The 15,549-nt window shown below is 70.8% G+C and carries 14 protein-coding genes and 1 tRNA gene; 13 read left to right on the top strand and 2 right to left on the bottom strand.

All coding sequences use genetic code 11. The features are described from left to right. Window positions 1-125: 125 nt before the first annotated feature. From EV141_RS04100 to EV141_RS04050, 11 genes are all read left to right on the top strand, one after another. Window positions 126-878 carry a nucleoside triphosphate pyrophosphohydrolase gene (locus EV141_RS04100; protein ID WP_130484670.1) on the top strand — a complete coding sequence of 251 codons (753 nt, stop codon included), beginning with the start codon at window positions 126-128 and terminating at the stop codon, window positions 876-878. A gap of 16 nt (window positions 879-894) precedes the next feature. Further along, a complete protein-coding gene (locus EV141_RS04095) occupies window positions 895-1,818 on the top strand; it encodes an ABC transporter ATP-binding protein (protein ID WP_130484669.1) in 924 nt (307 codons plus the stop codon). Then, window positions 1,815-2,915, top strand: coding sequence for an ABC transporter permease (locus EV141_RS04090; protein ID WP_130484668.1), 1,101 nt, complete (start codon window positions 1,815-1,817; stop codon window positions 2,913-2,915). The genes EV141_RS04095 and EV141_RS04090 overlap by 4 nt, the downstream gene beginning before the upstream one ends. Before the next feature lie 319 nt (window positions 2,916-3,234). Beyond that, window positions 3,235-3,837: a TetR/AcrR family transcriptional regulator gene (locus tag EV141_RS04085; RefSeq protein ID WP_130484667.1), complete on the top strand. Its 603-nt coding sequence runs from the start codon at window positions 3,235-3,237 to the stop codon at window positions 3,835-3,837. 56 nt (window positions 3,838-3,893) lie between these two features. Then, complete coding sequence (hisS, locus tag EV141_RS04080) at window positions 3,894-5,177, top strand: histidine--tRNA ligase (RefSeq protein ID WP_130484666.1); 1,284 nt, start codon at window positions 3,894-3,896, stop codon at window positions 5,175-5,177. Window positions 5,178-5,240: 63 nt separating this feature from the next. Beyond that, the gene (eno, locus tag EV141_RS04075) at window positions 5,241-6,521 is read left to right on the top strand and encodes a phosphopyruvate hydratase (protein ID WP_130484665.1); all 1,281 of its coding nucleotides are present in this window, start codon (window positions 5,241-5,243) and stop codon (window positions 6,519-6,521) included. Between the two features lie 113 nt (window positions 6,522-6,634). Continuing rightward, the gene (locus EV141_RS04070) at window positions 6,635-7,141 is read left to right on the top strand and encodes an FtsB family cell division protein (protein ID WP_130484664.1); all 507 of its coding nucleotides are present in this window, start codon (window positions 6,635-6,637) and stop codon (window positions 7,139-7,141) included. Further along, window positions 7,138-7,656 (top strand): DUF501 domain-containing protein, encoded by a 519-nt coding sequence (locus tag EV141_RS04065; RefSeq protein WP_130484663.1) that lies wholly within the window; start codon window positions 7,138-7,140, stop codon window positions 7,654-7,656. Before EV141_RS04070 ends, EV141_RS04065 begins: the two co-directional genes overlap by 4 nt. Beyond that, the gene (locus tag EV141_RS04060; RefSeq protein ID WP_130484662.1) at window positions 7,629-8,897 is read left to right on the top strand and encodes a S8 family peptidase; all 1,269 of its coding nucleotides are present in this window, start codon (window positions 7,629-7,631) and stop codon (window positions 8,895-8,897) included. Before EV141_RS04065 ends, EV141_RS04060 begins: the two co-directional genes overlap by 28 nt. A 39-nt stretch (window positions 8,898-8,936) precedes the next feature. Then, the gene (locus EV141_RS04055) at window positions 8,937-10,259 is read left to right on the top strand and encodes an NAD(P)/FAD-dependent oxidoreductase (protein WP_130484661.1); all 1,323 of its coding nucleotides are present in this window, start codon (window positions 8,937-8,939) and stop codon (window positions 10,257-10,259) included. Window positions 10,260-10,306: 47 nt separating this feature from the next. After that, a tRNA-Leu gene (locus EV141_RS04050) sits at window positions 10,307-10,379 on the top strand. Window positions 10,380-10,465: 86 nt separating this feature from the next. On the opposite strand, the gene EV141_RS04045 is transcribed toward EV141_RS04050, so the two are convergent. Further along, on the bottom strand, window positions 10,466-12,523 hold the full coding sequence (locus tag EV141_RS04045; RefSeq protein ID WP_130484660.1) for an Ig-like domain-containing protein: 2,058 nt from the start codon (window positions 12,521-12,523) through the stop codon (window positions 10,466-10,468). Between the two features lie 188 nt (window positions 12,524-12,711). Here EV141_RS04045 and EV141_RS04040 point away from each other — a divergent pair, with 188 nt between their 5' ends. Both EV141_RS04040 and EV141_RS04035 read left to right on the top strand, forming a co-directional pair. Continuing rightward, on the top strand, window positions 12,712-13,278 hold the full coding sequence (locus tag EV141_RS04040) for a LemA family protein (protein ID WP_130484659.1): 567 nt from the start codon (window positions 12,712-12,714) through the stop codon (window positions 13,276-13,278). Between the two features lie 68 nt (window positions 13,279-13,346). Beyond that, entirely contained in the window at window positions 13,347-14,228 is an 882-nt protein-coding gene (locus EV141_RS04035) for a M48 family metalloprotease (protein WP_130484658.1), read from the top strand. Between the two features lie 44 nt (window positions 14,229-14,272). On the opposite strand, the gene EV141_RS04030 is transcribed toward EV141_RS04035, so the two are convergent. Next, the gene (locus tag EV141_RS04030; RefSeq protein WP_130484657.1) at window positions 14,273-15,499 is read right to left on the bottom strand and encodes a winged helix-turn-helix domain-containing protein; all 1,227 of its coding nucleotides are present in this window, start codon (window positions 15,497-15,499) and stop codon (window positions 14,273-14,275) included. Window positions 15,500-15,549 lie beyond the last annotated feature (50 nt).

Genomic DNA, 15,549 nt, shown 5'->3' with positions numbered 1-15,549 from the left:
TCCACAACAGCGGGGTGCTGACGCGCCGTCGCCTTCCCGCTGTTGTGGAAGGGAGCCGAGGGATGGACGTTCTCGCCGGAGGTGCCCGTCCGTGTGCGCCGGCGGCCGGCTGGCAGGATGGCCGCATGGCGACCCCCGACTCCGCGCCCCGCACTCCCGACCAAGGCACCGCCCTGCACCCCGAGGCCCATCCCGAGCTTGACCGGCTGATCGCCGTCATGGCGCACCTGCGGGCGCCGGGCGGATGCGCGTGGGACGCCGAGCAGACGCACGAGAGCCTCGCAAAGTACCTGATTGAAGAGAGCCACGAACTGGTCGACGCGATCGAGAACGGCACGCGCGATGACGTGCTCGAAGAGCTCGGCGACGTGCTCTACCAGGTGCTCTTCCACGCCGACATCGCCGCGGCTGACCCGACGGCGCCGTTCACGATTGAGGATGTCGCCCGGGTCAGCGCCGAAAAGATGATCGGCCGGCACCCGCACGTGTTCGGCGACGTTGTTGCCGACACCGCCGACGAGGTGTCGGCCAACTGGGAGACCTGGAAGCGGCAAGAAAAGCCCGCCCGGGCATCCTCGCTCGACGGTCTGCCGAAAGCCCTGCCGACGCTCGTGCGCGCCGACAAGGTGCTGGGCCGGGCCGAGCGGCTCGGCGTCACGCCCCTCGACGACGCGGCCGCGGTGCCCACCGAAGCTAGGCCCGCCGTCGACCCCACCACCGCAGACGAGCACGCCCTCGGCCAGCAATTGCTCGCGCTCGTCGTCGACGCCCGCTCCCGCGGGCTCGACGCCGACCGCGCCCTGCGTCAGGCGGTGCGCGAGGTCGAGCAGCGCATCCGCGCGGCGGAATCGAAAACCCACCCCGCGCATCCCGAATGATGCTTGACTGACGCTCATGACTGCATCCCCCGCGATCAGCGCCACCGGCGTCGCCCGATCGTTCGGCGACGTGCACGCGGTGCGCGACGCATCCTTCGAGGCCCACTACGGGCAGGTGACCGCCCTCATCGGCCCCAACGGCAGCGGCAAGACCACCCTGCTGCTCATGCTGGCCACCCTGCTGAAGCCCGACGCCGGCGAGATTCGCATCGACGGCCACGACCCCGTCACCGACGCCCGCGCCGTGCGCCAGGTCACCGGCTGGATGCCCGACGTGCTCGGCTCATGGGGCAGCCTCACCGTGCGGCAGTCGATCGAGACGACGGCCCGCCTCTACGAACTCAGCCCCGCCGACGCCCGCACCCGGGCGAGCGAACTGATCGACCGCATCGGCCTCGGCGCCCTCGCCGACCAGCCGAGCCGCGTGCTCAGCCGCGGCCAGAAGCAGAAGCTCAGCCTCGCCCGCGCGCTCGTGCACCGCCCCCGCGTGCTGCTGCTCGACGAGCCCGCATCGGGCCTCGACCCCGCGGCGCGCGTCGACCTTCGCCTGCTCGTGCGCGAACTGGCCGCCGAGGGCACCGCCGTTCTGCTGTCGAGCCACGTGCTCGCCGAACTCGACGAGATGAGCGATGCCGCCGTCTACCTCGACCAGGGCGCCACCGCGAGCGCCGAGAGCGTCGACCGCGCCAAAGCCTCGGCGCGCCGCTGGCGCATCCGCGCGCTCGACCCCACGATCCTCGCCGACGCCCTCACCCAGGCCGGCCGCCCGGCCACCGGCACCGACCACCTCGGCACTCTCGTCGACGTCACCGGCGAACAGGATGCGGCCGAACTGCTGCACGCGCTCGTCACCGCGGGCGTCGCGATCGCCGCGTACGGCCCCGCCGTCGGCGACCTCGAACAGACCTTCCTCGACCTCGCGAAGGGAGGCGAGCGATGAACCCGCGCCTCGCCGTTCTCGGCACGATCGTTCAACTCGAACTGCGCCAGCGCATCCGCTCGGTGTCGTGGGTCGTGCTCGTCAGTGTCGTCTTCGTGCTCGTCGGCGCCGTGACGGTCCTGCTCTGGTTCGCGCTTCCGGCGTTCGGCGGCGACGACGCCGCCAGCGCGGGCACCTACTCGGCCCTGATCTTCTTCGTGCTGCTCGTCGGCTCGCTGGTGACACCCGCCACGAGCGGTGCGGCCATCAACGGCGATCGGGATGCGGGAACCCTCGCCACGACGCAGGTCACCCTGGTCACCACCACGCAGCTCGTGCTCGGCAAGTTCCTGGCCGCGTGGACCGTGGCGCTGACCTTCCTCGCCGCCGCGCTGCCCGCCATGCTGTTCACCGTCGTCACCGGAAACGTTCGCCCCGACACGCTCGCCGCCTCGCTCGCCGTGCTCGTGCTGCTGCTCGGCGTCGTCGCGGCGGTTGGCGTAGGCGCTTCGGCCCTCATCACCCGCCCGCTCTTCTCGGTCGTCACGACCTACCTCGTGGTGGCCGCCCTCAGCGTGGGCACGCTGATCGCCTTTGGGCTCGGCTCGTTGGCGGCGCAGACGACCGTGTCGTACACGTACACGCCGATTGACTACACCGCGAGTGAGATCGACCCGGAGACCGGCGAGTACACGACCATCGTGTGCGGCGAAGCGATGGAGCAGACGTTCGAGGTGCCGCGCACCGACGCCGTGTGGGGGTTCCTTGCCGCGAACCCCTACGTCGTGCTCGCCGATGCCTCACCGCCGGTGTGGGACCGCTACGGGAACCCCGTTGACCTCTTCGGCACCATCGCGTTTGGTATCCGCGCGGCACAGCAGCCGCCCGAACCGCCGGAAGACTACGACGAGTGCGCGGACGCCCGCTCGGGCTTCACCGGGCAGTCCTTCTCGCCCGACGACTACGAGTCTCCTCGCGAGGTGTACGAGCGCAGTGTTCCGAGCTGGTTTGTGGGCCTCGCGATCCACTTGGTGCTCGGCGCCAGCATGCTCGCCGCGGCGATTGCGCGCACGCGCACGCCCGCGGCCACGCTTCCGCGCGGCAGTCGCGTGGCGTAGGCGCAGATCGAGGTGACCGGATGCGTGGGGCGCGCCCCGAGCATCCGGTCATGAATCGCGCGCACATGACAAAGGGGCGCCCCGTCAACCCGAATGACGAGACGCCCCCTGGCGCGCGGAGACCGGTGTCTCACTCTCGCGCCGGCCGGTGGCGCGCGTCCCCCGACGCGACCACCCGGTGATGGTCCCGCGGCGATGCGGGCGATAGTTCAGCAGCAGATAAACGCGCTCTCACCCTCCCCAGAGTGGTCTGTGCTGCGCTCACCCATGAATTTACCTAACACTCGTACAAATAGCAAACGTTTGTTATTCTAATTTCATGGCCAGACGCACCGACCCCAACCGCAAGCCCGAGTTGCTCGCGCAGATCCTTGAACACCTGCGCGACCAGCCGCTCAGCGCGGTCACCTTCCGCACCCTGGCCGACGCGCTCGGGGTGAGCCCGTTCACGCTCGTGTACCACTTCGGCACCCGCGCCGAGCTGATCGCCGACATCATCCGTGCGGTCGGCCAGCGGCAGCAGCAGGTCATCGACGCCGAGCTCGCGGTCGACCCGTCGCTCGACGCGCACATTGCCGCGATTCGGGAGTCGTGGCGCGGCTTCCTCGACCCGGCCACCCGCGCCCTGTTGCGCCTCGAGTTCGAGGCCGCCCTCCTGCAGGTCACCGACCCCGAGCTGACCGTCGGCGGCCGCGACGTGCACGAGCGCTGGGTCGAATGGGGCGCCGAAGCGCTCGAGCGGCTCGGAGTGCCCCACGACGACGCGATCATCGAATCGCGCGCCCTCGTCGACCAGCTCTACGGCGTGCAGTTCGACCTGGTCGTCACCGGTGACGAAGAGGCGGCGACCGCCGCCTGCGACGTCATGATCGACGGCTACCGTGCGCGCGTCGAGGCGCTGATTCCCGCCACCGTCGCCTAGCGCGCGCTGACCGCGCGCGGCGAGGCGCGCATCCGCCCCATGGAAGAATCGCGGGTATGCCTTCGCCCGTGACGCCGCCCCGCGGCATGCGCGACATCCTGCCCGCCGACAAGGCACGCCGCGAGGCGCTGCTCGCGACGATCCGCGACACGTACCGGCGTCACGGCTTCGACGAGATCGAGACCCCCGTCATGGAAGACTCGTCGCGCCTGCACGCCGGTCTCGGCGGCGACAACGAGAAGCTCGCCTTTGCCGTGATGAAGCGCGGGCTCACGACCGACGAGCTTCGGTCGGCCGCAACCCCGCTCGAGCTCGCCGACCTCGGCCTGCGCTTCGACCTGACCGTGCCGCTTGCCCGCTTCTACGCCAGCAACCGCGCCGAGCTGCCGAGCGTGTTTCGTGCCATCCAGATCGCGCCCGTCTGGCGCGCCGAGCGCCCGCAGAAGGGCCGCTACCGCCAGTTCGTGCAGTGCGACATTGACATCATCGGCGAGCCCGGAGTCTTCGCCGAGATCGAACTCATCACCGCCACCGTCGACGCGCTTGCCGCGCTCGGCGTGCCCGGCTGCACGATTCGCATCAACGACCGTCGCCTGCTGACGAGCATGCTCGCCACCCTCGGGTTCCCTGCCGGCGAGGGCGAAGCGGTGCTGATCACCCTCGACAAGCTCGACAAGATCGGCGTCGACGGCGTGCTCGCCGAACTGCGTGAGCGGGGCATGCCCGAGGCCGCGGTGGCGGCCCTCGCCGAGGTGCCCGCGCTCGTCGCAGCGAAAGCCGGTGAGAGCGCGACGACGGCCGTGACGGCCGAGGCGATCCGCGCATCGCTGCCCGACGGAATCGACGAGACGGCCGTCAGCGACCTCGCCGAGATCGCCGCCGCGGTGGGCGAGGGGGTGCCGCTCGCATTCGACCCGTTCCTCGTGCGCGGCATGGGCTACTACACGGGCCCCATCTTCGAGGTCGCCCACCCCGAATTCGGCTATTCGCTCGGCGGCGGCGGCCGCTACGACGGCATGATCGGCCGCTTCGCCGGCACCGACGTCGCCGCGTGCGGCTTCTCGCTCGGATTCGAGCGCCTCGTCGACCTCGTGACGACGGTCGAGGATGCGCGCGGCGGCTCCGCGCTCATCGTCGACAAAGACGTCGCCCCGGCTGACACGATCAGCCTGAAGCGTGCCCTCGTCGAGGGTGGCGAGCGGGTGCGCGTCGTGACCCGCGCGAAGAACATGCGTGCACTGCTCGAGCGCCTCGAGGCCGACGGCTACACGCGCTCCGCCACCGTGCGGGCGGGCGAGCGAGACGCCGCGACCCTGCAGTGGCGCGCGCTCGGCGAGTAGGCTGGTCGCCGGCTCCGCTCTGTTCGGGGCCGACACCCCACCACCACCGTTAGGAGACCTTCCGTGGCTGCAATCGAGGCCGTAGGCGCTCGCGAGATTCTCGACTCCCGTGGCAACCCGACCGTCGAGGTGGAGGTGTTGCTCGACGACGGCACCGTCTCGCGCGCCGCCGTTCCCTCCGGCGCATCGACCGGCGCCTTCGAGGCGTACGAGCTGCGCGACGGCGACAAGGGCCGTTACCTCGGCAAGGGCGTGCTGAAGGCCGTCGACGCCGTGCTTGACGTGCTCGGCCCCGCCATCGAGGGCCTCGAGGCGAGCGACCAGCGCCTCATCGACGCCGAGCTGAAGGCCGCCGACGGCACCGACAACAAGTCGAAGCTCGGCGCTAACGCCATCCTCGGCGTCTCGCTCGCCGTCGCGAAGGCCGCGGCCGACTCGGCCGACCTGCCGCTGTTCCGCTACGTCGGTGGCCCGAACGCCCACCTGCTGCCCGTGCCGATGATGAACGTCATCAACGGTGGCGCCCACGCCGACACCGGCGTTGACGTGCAGGAGTTCATGATTCTGCCCATCGGCGCCGACAGCTTCACCGAGGCGCTGCGCTGGGGTGCTGAGACCTACCACGCCCTCAAGGGCGAGCTGAAGGCGGGCGGCTTTGCCACCGGCCTCGGCGACGAGGGTGGATTCGCCCCCGACCTCGCCGGTACGAAGGCCGCGCTTGACTTCCTCGTCGCCGCCATCGAGAAGGCCGGCTTCCGCGCCGGCACCGACATCGCGCTCGGCCTCGACGTTGCCGCCACCGAGTTCTTCGAGAACGGCGTGTACCGCTTTGAGGGCAGCGAGCGTTCGGCCGAGCAGATGTCGGCGTTCTACGGCGAGCTGCTCGACGCGTACCCCCTCGTCACGATCGAAGACCCGCTGTCGGAGGACGACTGGGACGGCTGGGCTTCGCTCACCAGCTCGATCGGCTCGCGTACCCAGATCGTCGGCGACGACCTGTTCGTGACGAACCCCGCCCGCCTGGGCGACGGAATCGCGCGCGGCACCGCGAACTCGCTGCTCGTCAAGGTCAACCAGATCGGCACGCTCACCGAGACGCTCGACGCCGTTGCGCTCGCACAGCGCAGCGGTTACACCGCCGTGCTCTCGCACCGCTCGGGCGAGACCGAAGACACGACGATTGCCGACCTCGCGGTGGCGACCAACTGTGGCCAGATCAAGACCGGTGCGCCCGCCCGCAGCGAGCGCGTCGCGAAGTACAACCAGCTGCTGCGCATCGAGGAAGAGCTGGGCGAGGCCGCGGTGTACGCTGCGCGGAGTGCGTTCCCGCGCTTCACGGCGTAGCCGGGAAACGCGGGCCCGGGGCCATTTCTGGCCCCGGGGCACCCGCGCCGGTGGCCGTCTCGGCCGCCGGGTGTCGGCTCAGGCCCGAGGACGGTGCGCCGTAAGCTGGCCGTATGGCGCGACGTACCCCGAGCATCCCCGTCGCGATGCCCGACGACGCGCCCGCGCAGAGCCCGTGGTTTCGCAATTTGCAGATGTCGGGGCTGACGGTGACGGTGCTCATTCTCATCGTCGGCGCCCTCGTCGTGCTCGCCCCGAGCCTGCGCGTGCTCGTCGAGCAGCGGCAAGAACTCGCGGCGCTCGAGCAGCGGGTCGCCGAGCAGCAGGCGCTCGTCGACGGGCTCGAGATCGAGATCGATCGCTGGCAGGACCCGGCCTTCATCGAGGCGCAGGCCCGCGACCGGCTGCTGTACGTGTACCCCGGCGACATCAGCTACCTCGTGATCGACGACGGGCAGACCATCGAGCTTGACCCGACCCAGCCGATCAGTGACGAGATTCAAGAGACCCGTGTGGACTGGAGCCAGGCCGTGCTGTTGAGCGCCATGACCGCCGCGCTCACCGACCGCCCGGCCGACGAGCTCGTCGCCCCCGCGACGGGCGAGGGCGGTGCCCCGTGAGCCGCCCGCCGTTCGACCCGTTCAGCGAGCGCGACGTCGAGATCGTCTCGGCGCAGCTCGGGCGCCCCGCGCGCGACGTCATCGGCATCGCCGCGCGCTGCGTGTGTGGCGCGCCGACGGTCGTGGCGACGCAACCCCGCCTCAGCACGGGCACGCCGTTTCCGACCCTGTACTACGTGAGCCACCCCGCGGCGACCGCGGCGGCGTCGACGCTCGAGGCGAGCGGCATCATGGCCGAATACTCCCAGCGCCTGCTCGACGAGCCTGACCTCGCCGAGCAGTACCGCGCGGCGCACGAGCAGTACCTCGCCGACCGCGAGGGCATCCTCGTCGTCGACGAGGTCGCCGGCTACTCGGCGGGCGGCATGCCGACCCGCGTCAAGTGCCTGCACGCCCTCATCGGCCACAGCCTCGCGGCGGGGCCCGGCGTGAACCCGATCGGCGACCTCGCACTCGCCGCCTGCTCGTGGAGCCCCGAGGTGTGCGCGTGCGCGCCCGATCAGCGCGGCGCGTAGCGGCCGTCGCCGCACTCGCCCTCCTTGCCGGGGCGGCGCTGACCGGCGCCGTCGCGAGCGTGACCGACGCGCCGGCCGCGGCCGCGAGCATCCAGAATCGCGAGTATTGGCTCGACGAGTACGGCATTCGCCAGGCCTGGCAGGTAACCCGCGGCGAAGGCGTCACGATCGCGATCATCGACTCGGGTGTCGACGACGCCCACCCCGACCTGGTCGGCGCCGTCGTGGGCGGCACCGACGTCAGCGGGCTCGGATCGGCCGACGGAACGCAGCCGGTTGGGGTCGGCAGTGATCACGGCACGCGCGTGGCGAGCCTCGCCGCCGGTCGTGGCGTCGGGCCCGGCGGGGGAGTGCTGGGCGCCGCCCCCGAGGCCGACATCCTGACCGTGTCGCTCGCATTTGGTGTCGCCTCCGAGCGCAGCGGCGATGATCAGATCGCCGATGCCGTGCGCTGGGCGGTCGACCGCGGGGCCGACATCATCTCGCTCTCGCTCACGCGCAACACCGTCGAGTGGCCCGAAACGTGGGACGACGCGTTCGGCTACGCCGAGCAGAACGACGTGCTCGTCATCGCCGCGGCGGGCAACCGGGGCAGCGGCACCGAGCAGGTCGGCGCCCCGGCAACCATGCCCGGCGTGCTGGTCGTCGGCGGAGTTGACCGCGCGGGCCGTGCCAGCGACGAGGCGTCGTCGCAAGGCATCACGATCGGCGTCATGGCGCCCAGCGAGCAGCTCGTCGGCGCGGTCCCCGGGGGCGGCTACGTCATCTGGCAGGGCACGAGCGGCGCCACCCCCATCGTCGCCGGCATCGCCGCGCTCGTCCGCTCCGCGCATCCCGATATGGATGCGGCGAACGTCATCCAGCGGATCCTCGCGACCGCGCGCCCCGTCACCGCGACGACGCCCGATCCGCTCTACGGCTACGGCCTCGTGGATGCGCGGGCCGCCGTCGTCGCGGACGTCGCGCGCGTCGACGCGAACCCCCTCGGATCGCTCGCCGAGTGGGTCACCGTGAACCGCCGCGCGGACGCGGACGCCCCGAGCGTCGTGGGCCAGGATGCGCGCTCGCCGATCGCGCGGACGGCGAGCGGCGGAGACGCCGCCAGCACCTTCGATGGAGCGTGGCGGCTCGCCTCGCCGCGCATTCCGGAGCTGATGCTCGGCGCCCTCGTCGTGGTCACGGCGCTCGCCGCGCTGGTGCTGACGGCGGCGGGGTTCGTCAGGCGCACACGAAGGCAGTAGATTAGGCGGGTTCCCTCACCACCCAAGGAGACGTTAGTCGTGCCCAGAATCGTGATCGTCGGTGGAGGCTACGCCGGTTTCTACACCGCCCTCAAGCTTGAGAAGCACCTCAGCCGGGGCGAGGCAGAGGTCGTCGTCATCGACCCGCTTCCCTACATGACGTATCAGCCGTTCCTGCCCGAGGTTGCTGCCGGCCAAATCGAGCCGCGCCACTCGGTGGTGTCGCTGCGCCGTCACCTCTCGAAGACTCGCGTCATCACGGCGAAGGTCACGGGTGTCAACCACGCTGCCCGCACCGTGACGGTCGAGCCCGAGGTGGGCGAGTCGTACGAGCTTGAATACGACCACGTCGTCGTCACCGCCGGCTCGGTGTCGCGCACCTTCCCCATCCCCGGCGTTGCCGACAACGCGATCGGCATGAAGTCGATCGAAGAGGCCGTGGCCGTGCGCGACCGCCTCATCGACAACTTCCACCGCGCGGCGAACCTGCCGGCGGGCCCCGAGCGCGACCGCCTGCTCACCGTCGTCGTCGTCGGTGGCGGCTTCGCGGGCATCGAGACCTTCGCCGAGCTGCGCGCCCTCGCGAGCGCGCTGCTCAAGGACTATCCGCAACTCACGATCGACGACACCCACTTCCACCTCATCGAGGCGATGGGCCGCATCATGCCCGAGGTGTCGCTCGAGACCAGCAAGTGGGTGCTCAAGAACCTCGCGCAGCGTGCCGCGACCGTGCACCTCGACACGCAGCTGACGAGCGCCGTCGACGGCGTGATCGAGCTGTCGACCGGCGAGAGCTTCGAGAGCGACCTCATCATCTGGACAGCCGGCGTCATGGCGAACCCCGTCGTGCGCTTCACCGACCTCCCGGTCGAAGAGCGCGGCCGCCTGCGTGCCCGCGCTGACCTGCGCGTCGTCACCGAGGCCGGCGAGATCGTCGAGGGCGCCTGGACGGCCGGCGACGTGTCGGCCGTGCCCGACCTCACGGGGGGTGGCGTCGGCGGGTTCTGCGTGCCGAACGCCCAGCACGCCGTGCGCCAGGGCAAGCGCCTCGCCAAGAACCTCGTCGCGGTGCTGCGCGGCGAAGAGCCCAAAGACTACGTGCACAAGAACCTGGGCGCCGTTGCGGGTCTCGGCCTCGGCTACGGCGTCTTCCAGTCGGGCAAGATCGCCATCAAGGGCTTCCCCGCCTGGGTCGCGCACCGCGGCTATCACGGCCTCGCGATCCCCATGTGGGAGCGCAAGATTCGCGTCGTCAACGGCTGGCTCTGGAACCTACTGCTCGGCCGCGACAACGTGACGCTTGCCGCGCGCGAACAGCCCCAGCAGTACTTCCAAGAGTTCGCGTCGCGCCCCAAGGCGTAGGGCGCTCGAGGCGCCGCAGCGCCCGCATCGCTCTAGGCTGGGGGCGCGCCCCGGTAGCCCAATGGCAGAGGCAGGCGACTTAAAATCGCTTCAGTCTGGGTTCGAGTCCCAGTCGGGGTACGACGACACGGGTGGCGCTGATACGCGCCACGGGGTTCGAGTCCCTGTCGGGTACCACCAGACGCGTGGCGCTGATACGGCCCGCGCTACCGCAGGTTCGGCTCCACCCAGCGGGTCCACGCGAACGCGGCTGCGCTGATGGCGGCGAAGGCCGCGGCGACCCCGAACAGTGGCACGACCGGGAACTGCTCACCCGAGACGGCAATCGCCGCGCCGATCGCGGCCGTGATCACCGTCACGACCGCCCAGCCTACGCGCGACACGGCGTACAGAGCCCGCCCCGGGAACGGCCCCACCGGCAGCAGCAGCAGCACGATCGAGCCGAAGCCCCCCAGCGCGACGGCCGCGGCTGTCTCGGCCGCGAAGTTGGCCCAGAAGCCGGTCGCTGGCGTGAGCACATCGTGCAGCGCCCACCCGATCAGGGCGAGCAACGCGACGCCGGTGGTCTGCGCGATCGCGACGCCGGCCCGCGCCGCGCGCGGCACCGCGCCCACGATCGTCGTGGCGACGAGCACCCCCACGACGATCGGCGGCCGCAGCTCGGCAACCCGCGACAGCAGCGCGGCGAGCGTCGCGGCGATGAGCATGGACGGAAGAAATCGCTCGGTCACGACCGCGCGGGTGGCGACCCCCGTGAGTCGCGCCGGCACCACGACGGCCAGCAGATTGAGCAGCAGCAGCCCGAGCCCAATTGCGGCCATGAGGCGCACGTAGCGCACCTCGAACGCGATGCCGCCGGCCAGCGCGGCGACGAGAATCGCACCACCAAACACCGCGGCACCGACGACCCACGGCGGTAGTACCGGCTCGTCATCGTCCGTCGCGGCCCGATTGTTGCGCCCGGTGAGACGGAATCCGGCGGGCAGCAGTCGCGGCAGGGCGGCCCGGGTGGCGAGGCGCATCGGGAGGGCGACGAGCAGCAGGTAGCCGAGGCCAACGAGCAGGCCGACGACCCACCCGCCGCTCACCCACACCTCGCGCGCGGTCGGCAACGACGCGCCAAAGGTCGTGGGGGTGCCCCACGTGGTTGCGGTCGGGTCGCCGATCGGCTCATCGGAGAACTCGGGGGGAACGCCCGGGTCCCCACCGTCGCCATCGGGTGGGGTGGGGCTGGGCGTTGGGGTGTCGCCGGGCGTCGGGCTTTCGCTTGGCGGCTGTGGCAGCGGCGACGGCGTCGCCGTGCCGCCCGGGGTCGGTGCGGCGCCGGGCGTGCCGGGTTCCGCCGGAGGCGGACCGCTGGGGCCGCCCGACACCGTCACGGTGAAGCGAGGGGAGGGCGCGCTGAAGTTGCCCGCCACGTCGCGCTGGAGGGCCTGGATCGTCCAGTCGCCCGGGCCATCAAACGCGATGCCGCACTCCCAGTCGCCGGTCGAGCTCGTGCCCGTTTGGCAGCGTTGCTCACCGTCGACGAAGACCTGGATGCCCGCCCCGGCTTCGCCCCGCCCGCTCACGACGACGCTGGGCTCGCTCAGCACCTGCCCCGCCGTCGGGCTCGTGACGGTGGGGGACGAGGGTGCATCGCGGTCGAGCGTCATCGGGACGGCTCCGCTGAAGACCGAGAACTCGGGCCCGAGCGACGGCAGGCTCTGACGCGCCCGCACCGTGTACTCGCCGGTGGGCGCGTTGTTTGCCGACAGCGCGCACGACCAAAACCCGTCCGGCAAGACGTCGGGACACGCGTGCGTCACCTGCCCGTTCGCGCCGAGGGTTTGCACCTGCACGCGCGCACCCGGCTGCCCCTGGCCCGTGATCCGGCCGGCGGTGACGATGCGGCCGCTGCCGCCCGAGCTGACGGTGGGCGGCCCGAGCACGCGCAGCCGCAGGCTCGGCAGAGGCTCGGTCGAGTTGTCGTCGAGCGTTTCGGTGCCGACGAACTGGTTAACGCCGTTGGGTACCTGCAGGGGTGGGCAGCTCCACGACGTTGCGGCCGCGTCGTCAATGCGGCAGACGACGCCGCTGGCGTTGGCGCGCCGAATCTCGAGGGTGCTGCCGGCGTCTTTCGTGCCCCGCAGGGTCACCACGTTCTCGCCAATGAAGGCATCGTCGGCGAGCTGCCAGCTCACGGCCGCGGCGGCGGGATGCGCGGGGCCGGCGGCAACGAAACCGGTCGCGATCGCGAGCGGTGCGAGAACAAGGGCGAGCATCCGAGACGGTCGCCAGCGGGCGCCATGACGGCGCCGGGCAGACCGCATCTGTTCCCCTCTCGCCTCGATCCGGGAGCATGACGATTCTTTCAGCATTCCCGAAGCGGCGGGCTCTGCGGCGCGCGGCGCACAGCCGGCGTATAGGGCGCACCCTGTCGCCCCGGCGGGTCGCGCCCTATGCTGACCGCATGGAATTCCTCATCATCGTTGGCGTCATCGTGGTTCTCGCGATCATCGCGGGCATCTACCTCTGGGCGACCTACAACTCGCTCGTCACCCTCAACGTGCGCGTCGACGAGGCGTGGAGCGACATCACCGTGCAGCTCAAGCGCCGCGCTGACCTGCTGCCGAACCTCATCGAGGCGGTCAAGGGCTACGCCGCGCACGAGAAGCAGGTGTTCGAAAGCGTCACGAAGGCGCGCGCCGAGACGCTGAGCGCCGGCAGCCCCGCCGAGGCGAGCGTCGCCGAGAACCACATGCAGTCGGCACTGAAGAGCATCTTCGCCGTCGCCGAGGCGTACCCGCAGCTGCAGGCGAGCCAGAACTTCCTGCAGCTGCAGGGCGAGCTCGTCGACACCGAGGACAAGATTCAGGCGTCGCGCCGCTTCTACAACGGCGGAGTGCGTGAGCTGAACGTCAAGATCAAGCAGTTCCCGAACACGCTGTTCGTGCGGGGCCTCGGCTTCACCGAGCGCGACTTCTTCGAGGTCGCCGACGCCGCCGCGATCGCTGAGCCGCCCCGGGTGCAGTTCTGATCCACCGGGCCGTTTCGTTCAGTCTGTCCGCGGCATTGTCCGCGTCTGCCAGCCAGGAGGGCTGACCCGTGTACAGCGCTATCGCTGCCAACAAGCGCAAAACGGTGCTCATCATCGTGCTGTTCGTGATCTTCATCGCGGGCATCGCGTTTCTGTTTGACCTCGCGTACCGCAGCGGCTTCACGATCACGATCGGCGCCCTCATCGGTGCCACAATCTACGTGCTGATCCAGTACTACTCGTCTGGCTCACAGGCGCTCGCCATGTCGGGTGCCCGGCAGATCCAGAAGGCCGATAACCCCCGGCTGTACCGCATCGTCGAAAACCTCGCGATCACCGAGGGCCTGCCGATGCCGAAGGTCTACATCGTCGACGACCCCGCCCCGAACGCGTTCGCAACGGGGCGCGACCCCCAGCACGCCTCCGTCGCCGCGACCACCGGGCTGATGGAGATCATGACCGACCGCGAGCTCGCCGGCGTCATGGCCCACGAGATCGGGCACGTCAAGAACTACGACATCCGCGTCTCGACGATCGTGTTCGGCCTCGTCGTGTTCGTCGGATTCCTTACCGACATCCTGCTACGCATGGCGTTCTTCGGCGGTGGCCGCAACAACAACGGCGGCAACATCGTCGTGCTCGTGCTGGGTCTTGCCGCCATGATCATCGCGCCGCTGACGGCCGCCGCCATCCAGGCCGCCGTGTCGCGTCAGCGCGAGTACCTGGCCGACGCGACCGGCGCACTTACCACCCGCGACCCCGAGGCGCTCGCGAGCGCGCTGCAGAAGCTCGGCGACTACGCCCGGCCGATGAAACGGCAGAACTCGACCATGGCGCACCTGTGGATCAGCGACCCCATGAAGCCGGGGGTCATAGACCGCATGTTCGCCAGCCACCCGCCGATCCCGGCGCGCGTGAAGCGGCTCATCGAAAACTCGAGCCGCTTCTAGGGCGCGCGCCGCGCATCAGCGTCGGGTCGCGCGCTGACGCGTCGCTAGCCCTCGCGGGCGACGGATGCGCGCATCGCGTCGATCGCGCTGCCTCGCTCGCCGACGCTGACGCCGCCGAGCCCCCGCCACGCGGCCGCCCGAGCGAGCACGGGGGCGACTCGCTCGGCCATCCAGCCGGGGTTCACCCCGTCCTCCGTCCAGGCCGACTGGACGCGGAGCACCCCCGCCTGACGGTCGCTCTTGAGGTCGATGCGGCCGACCAGCGCGTCGTCGATGAGCACGGGCAGCGAGTAGTAGCCGTACTGCCGCTTCGGCGCGGGCGTGTAGATCTCGATGCGGTAGTGGAAGTCGAACAGTCGCTCGGTGCGCGGCCGAAACCACACGACGGGGTCGAACGGTGACAGCAGGGCGACGGCGTCGATGCGGCGGGGGAGGCGGGTGCCCCGATAGCGGTAGACGGTGTCGGGGCGTGAGCCGCGCATCCAGCCGTCGACGGTGACCTGCTCGACGAGACCCGCGTCGGCGAGGTCGCGCAGTGCCGCCTGCGTGGGCGCGACCTTCAGCCGGTGGTAGTCGGCGATGTCGGCAACCGTGCCGATGCCGAGAGCCTCGATGCTGCGGCGCACGAGTTCGCGTTCGGCGTCGGCCCGCGGCACCCCGACGCCGTGCAGTTCGGCGAGGCCGACGTGCTCGGGCAGTGCGTACACGCGCGAGAAGCCGCGGCGGCCGCCGCTGACGACGTCGCCGAAGGCGAACAGGTACTCGAGGCCGAGCTTCACGTCGCTCCAGCCCCACCACGGGCCGCGGCGCACGGCGGCGTCGTGCTCGACGTCGCTGACGGTCATGGGGCCGTTCGCCGCCAGCTCGTCGAGCAGCCAGCGCATCATCTGCGGGTTGTCGCGCACCCACTGATCACGCGCGTGGTACTTCTCGCGCAGCGCCTCACGCTTCCAGTGCCAGAGCGGCCAGTCGTCGCGGCGAATGAGCGCCGCCTCGTGTGCCCAGTACTCGAGGTAGCGGCCGCGCCGCGCGAACAGCTGCCGGTCGAGCGCGGCGGGGTCGTACGCGCCGAGCCGGGCGAACAGCGGCAGGTAGTGCGAGCGGGCGAAAACGTTCACGCTGTCGAGCTGCAGCACCTTGAGGCGGTCGACGGCGGCGGTCAGCGCGCGTGTCGACACCCCGCCTTCCGACGACGCTGCAGGATGCGCGCGCCCGAACCCCTGCGCGGCCAGTGCCAGCCGCCTCGCCTCGCTGATGCTGAGCCGTTCCATTCCGCTCACGCTAGTGCCGACCGGCGACGTCGCACGCCGTTCGTCGCACG

It is taken from the genome of Microcella putealis, from assembly GCF_004216575.1.
Lineage (GTDB): Bacteria > Actinomycetota > Actinomycetes > Actinomycetales > Microbacteriaceae > Microcella > Microcella putealis.
This window is presented reverse-complemented; position numbering and strand designations above follow the sequence as displayed.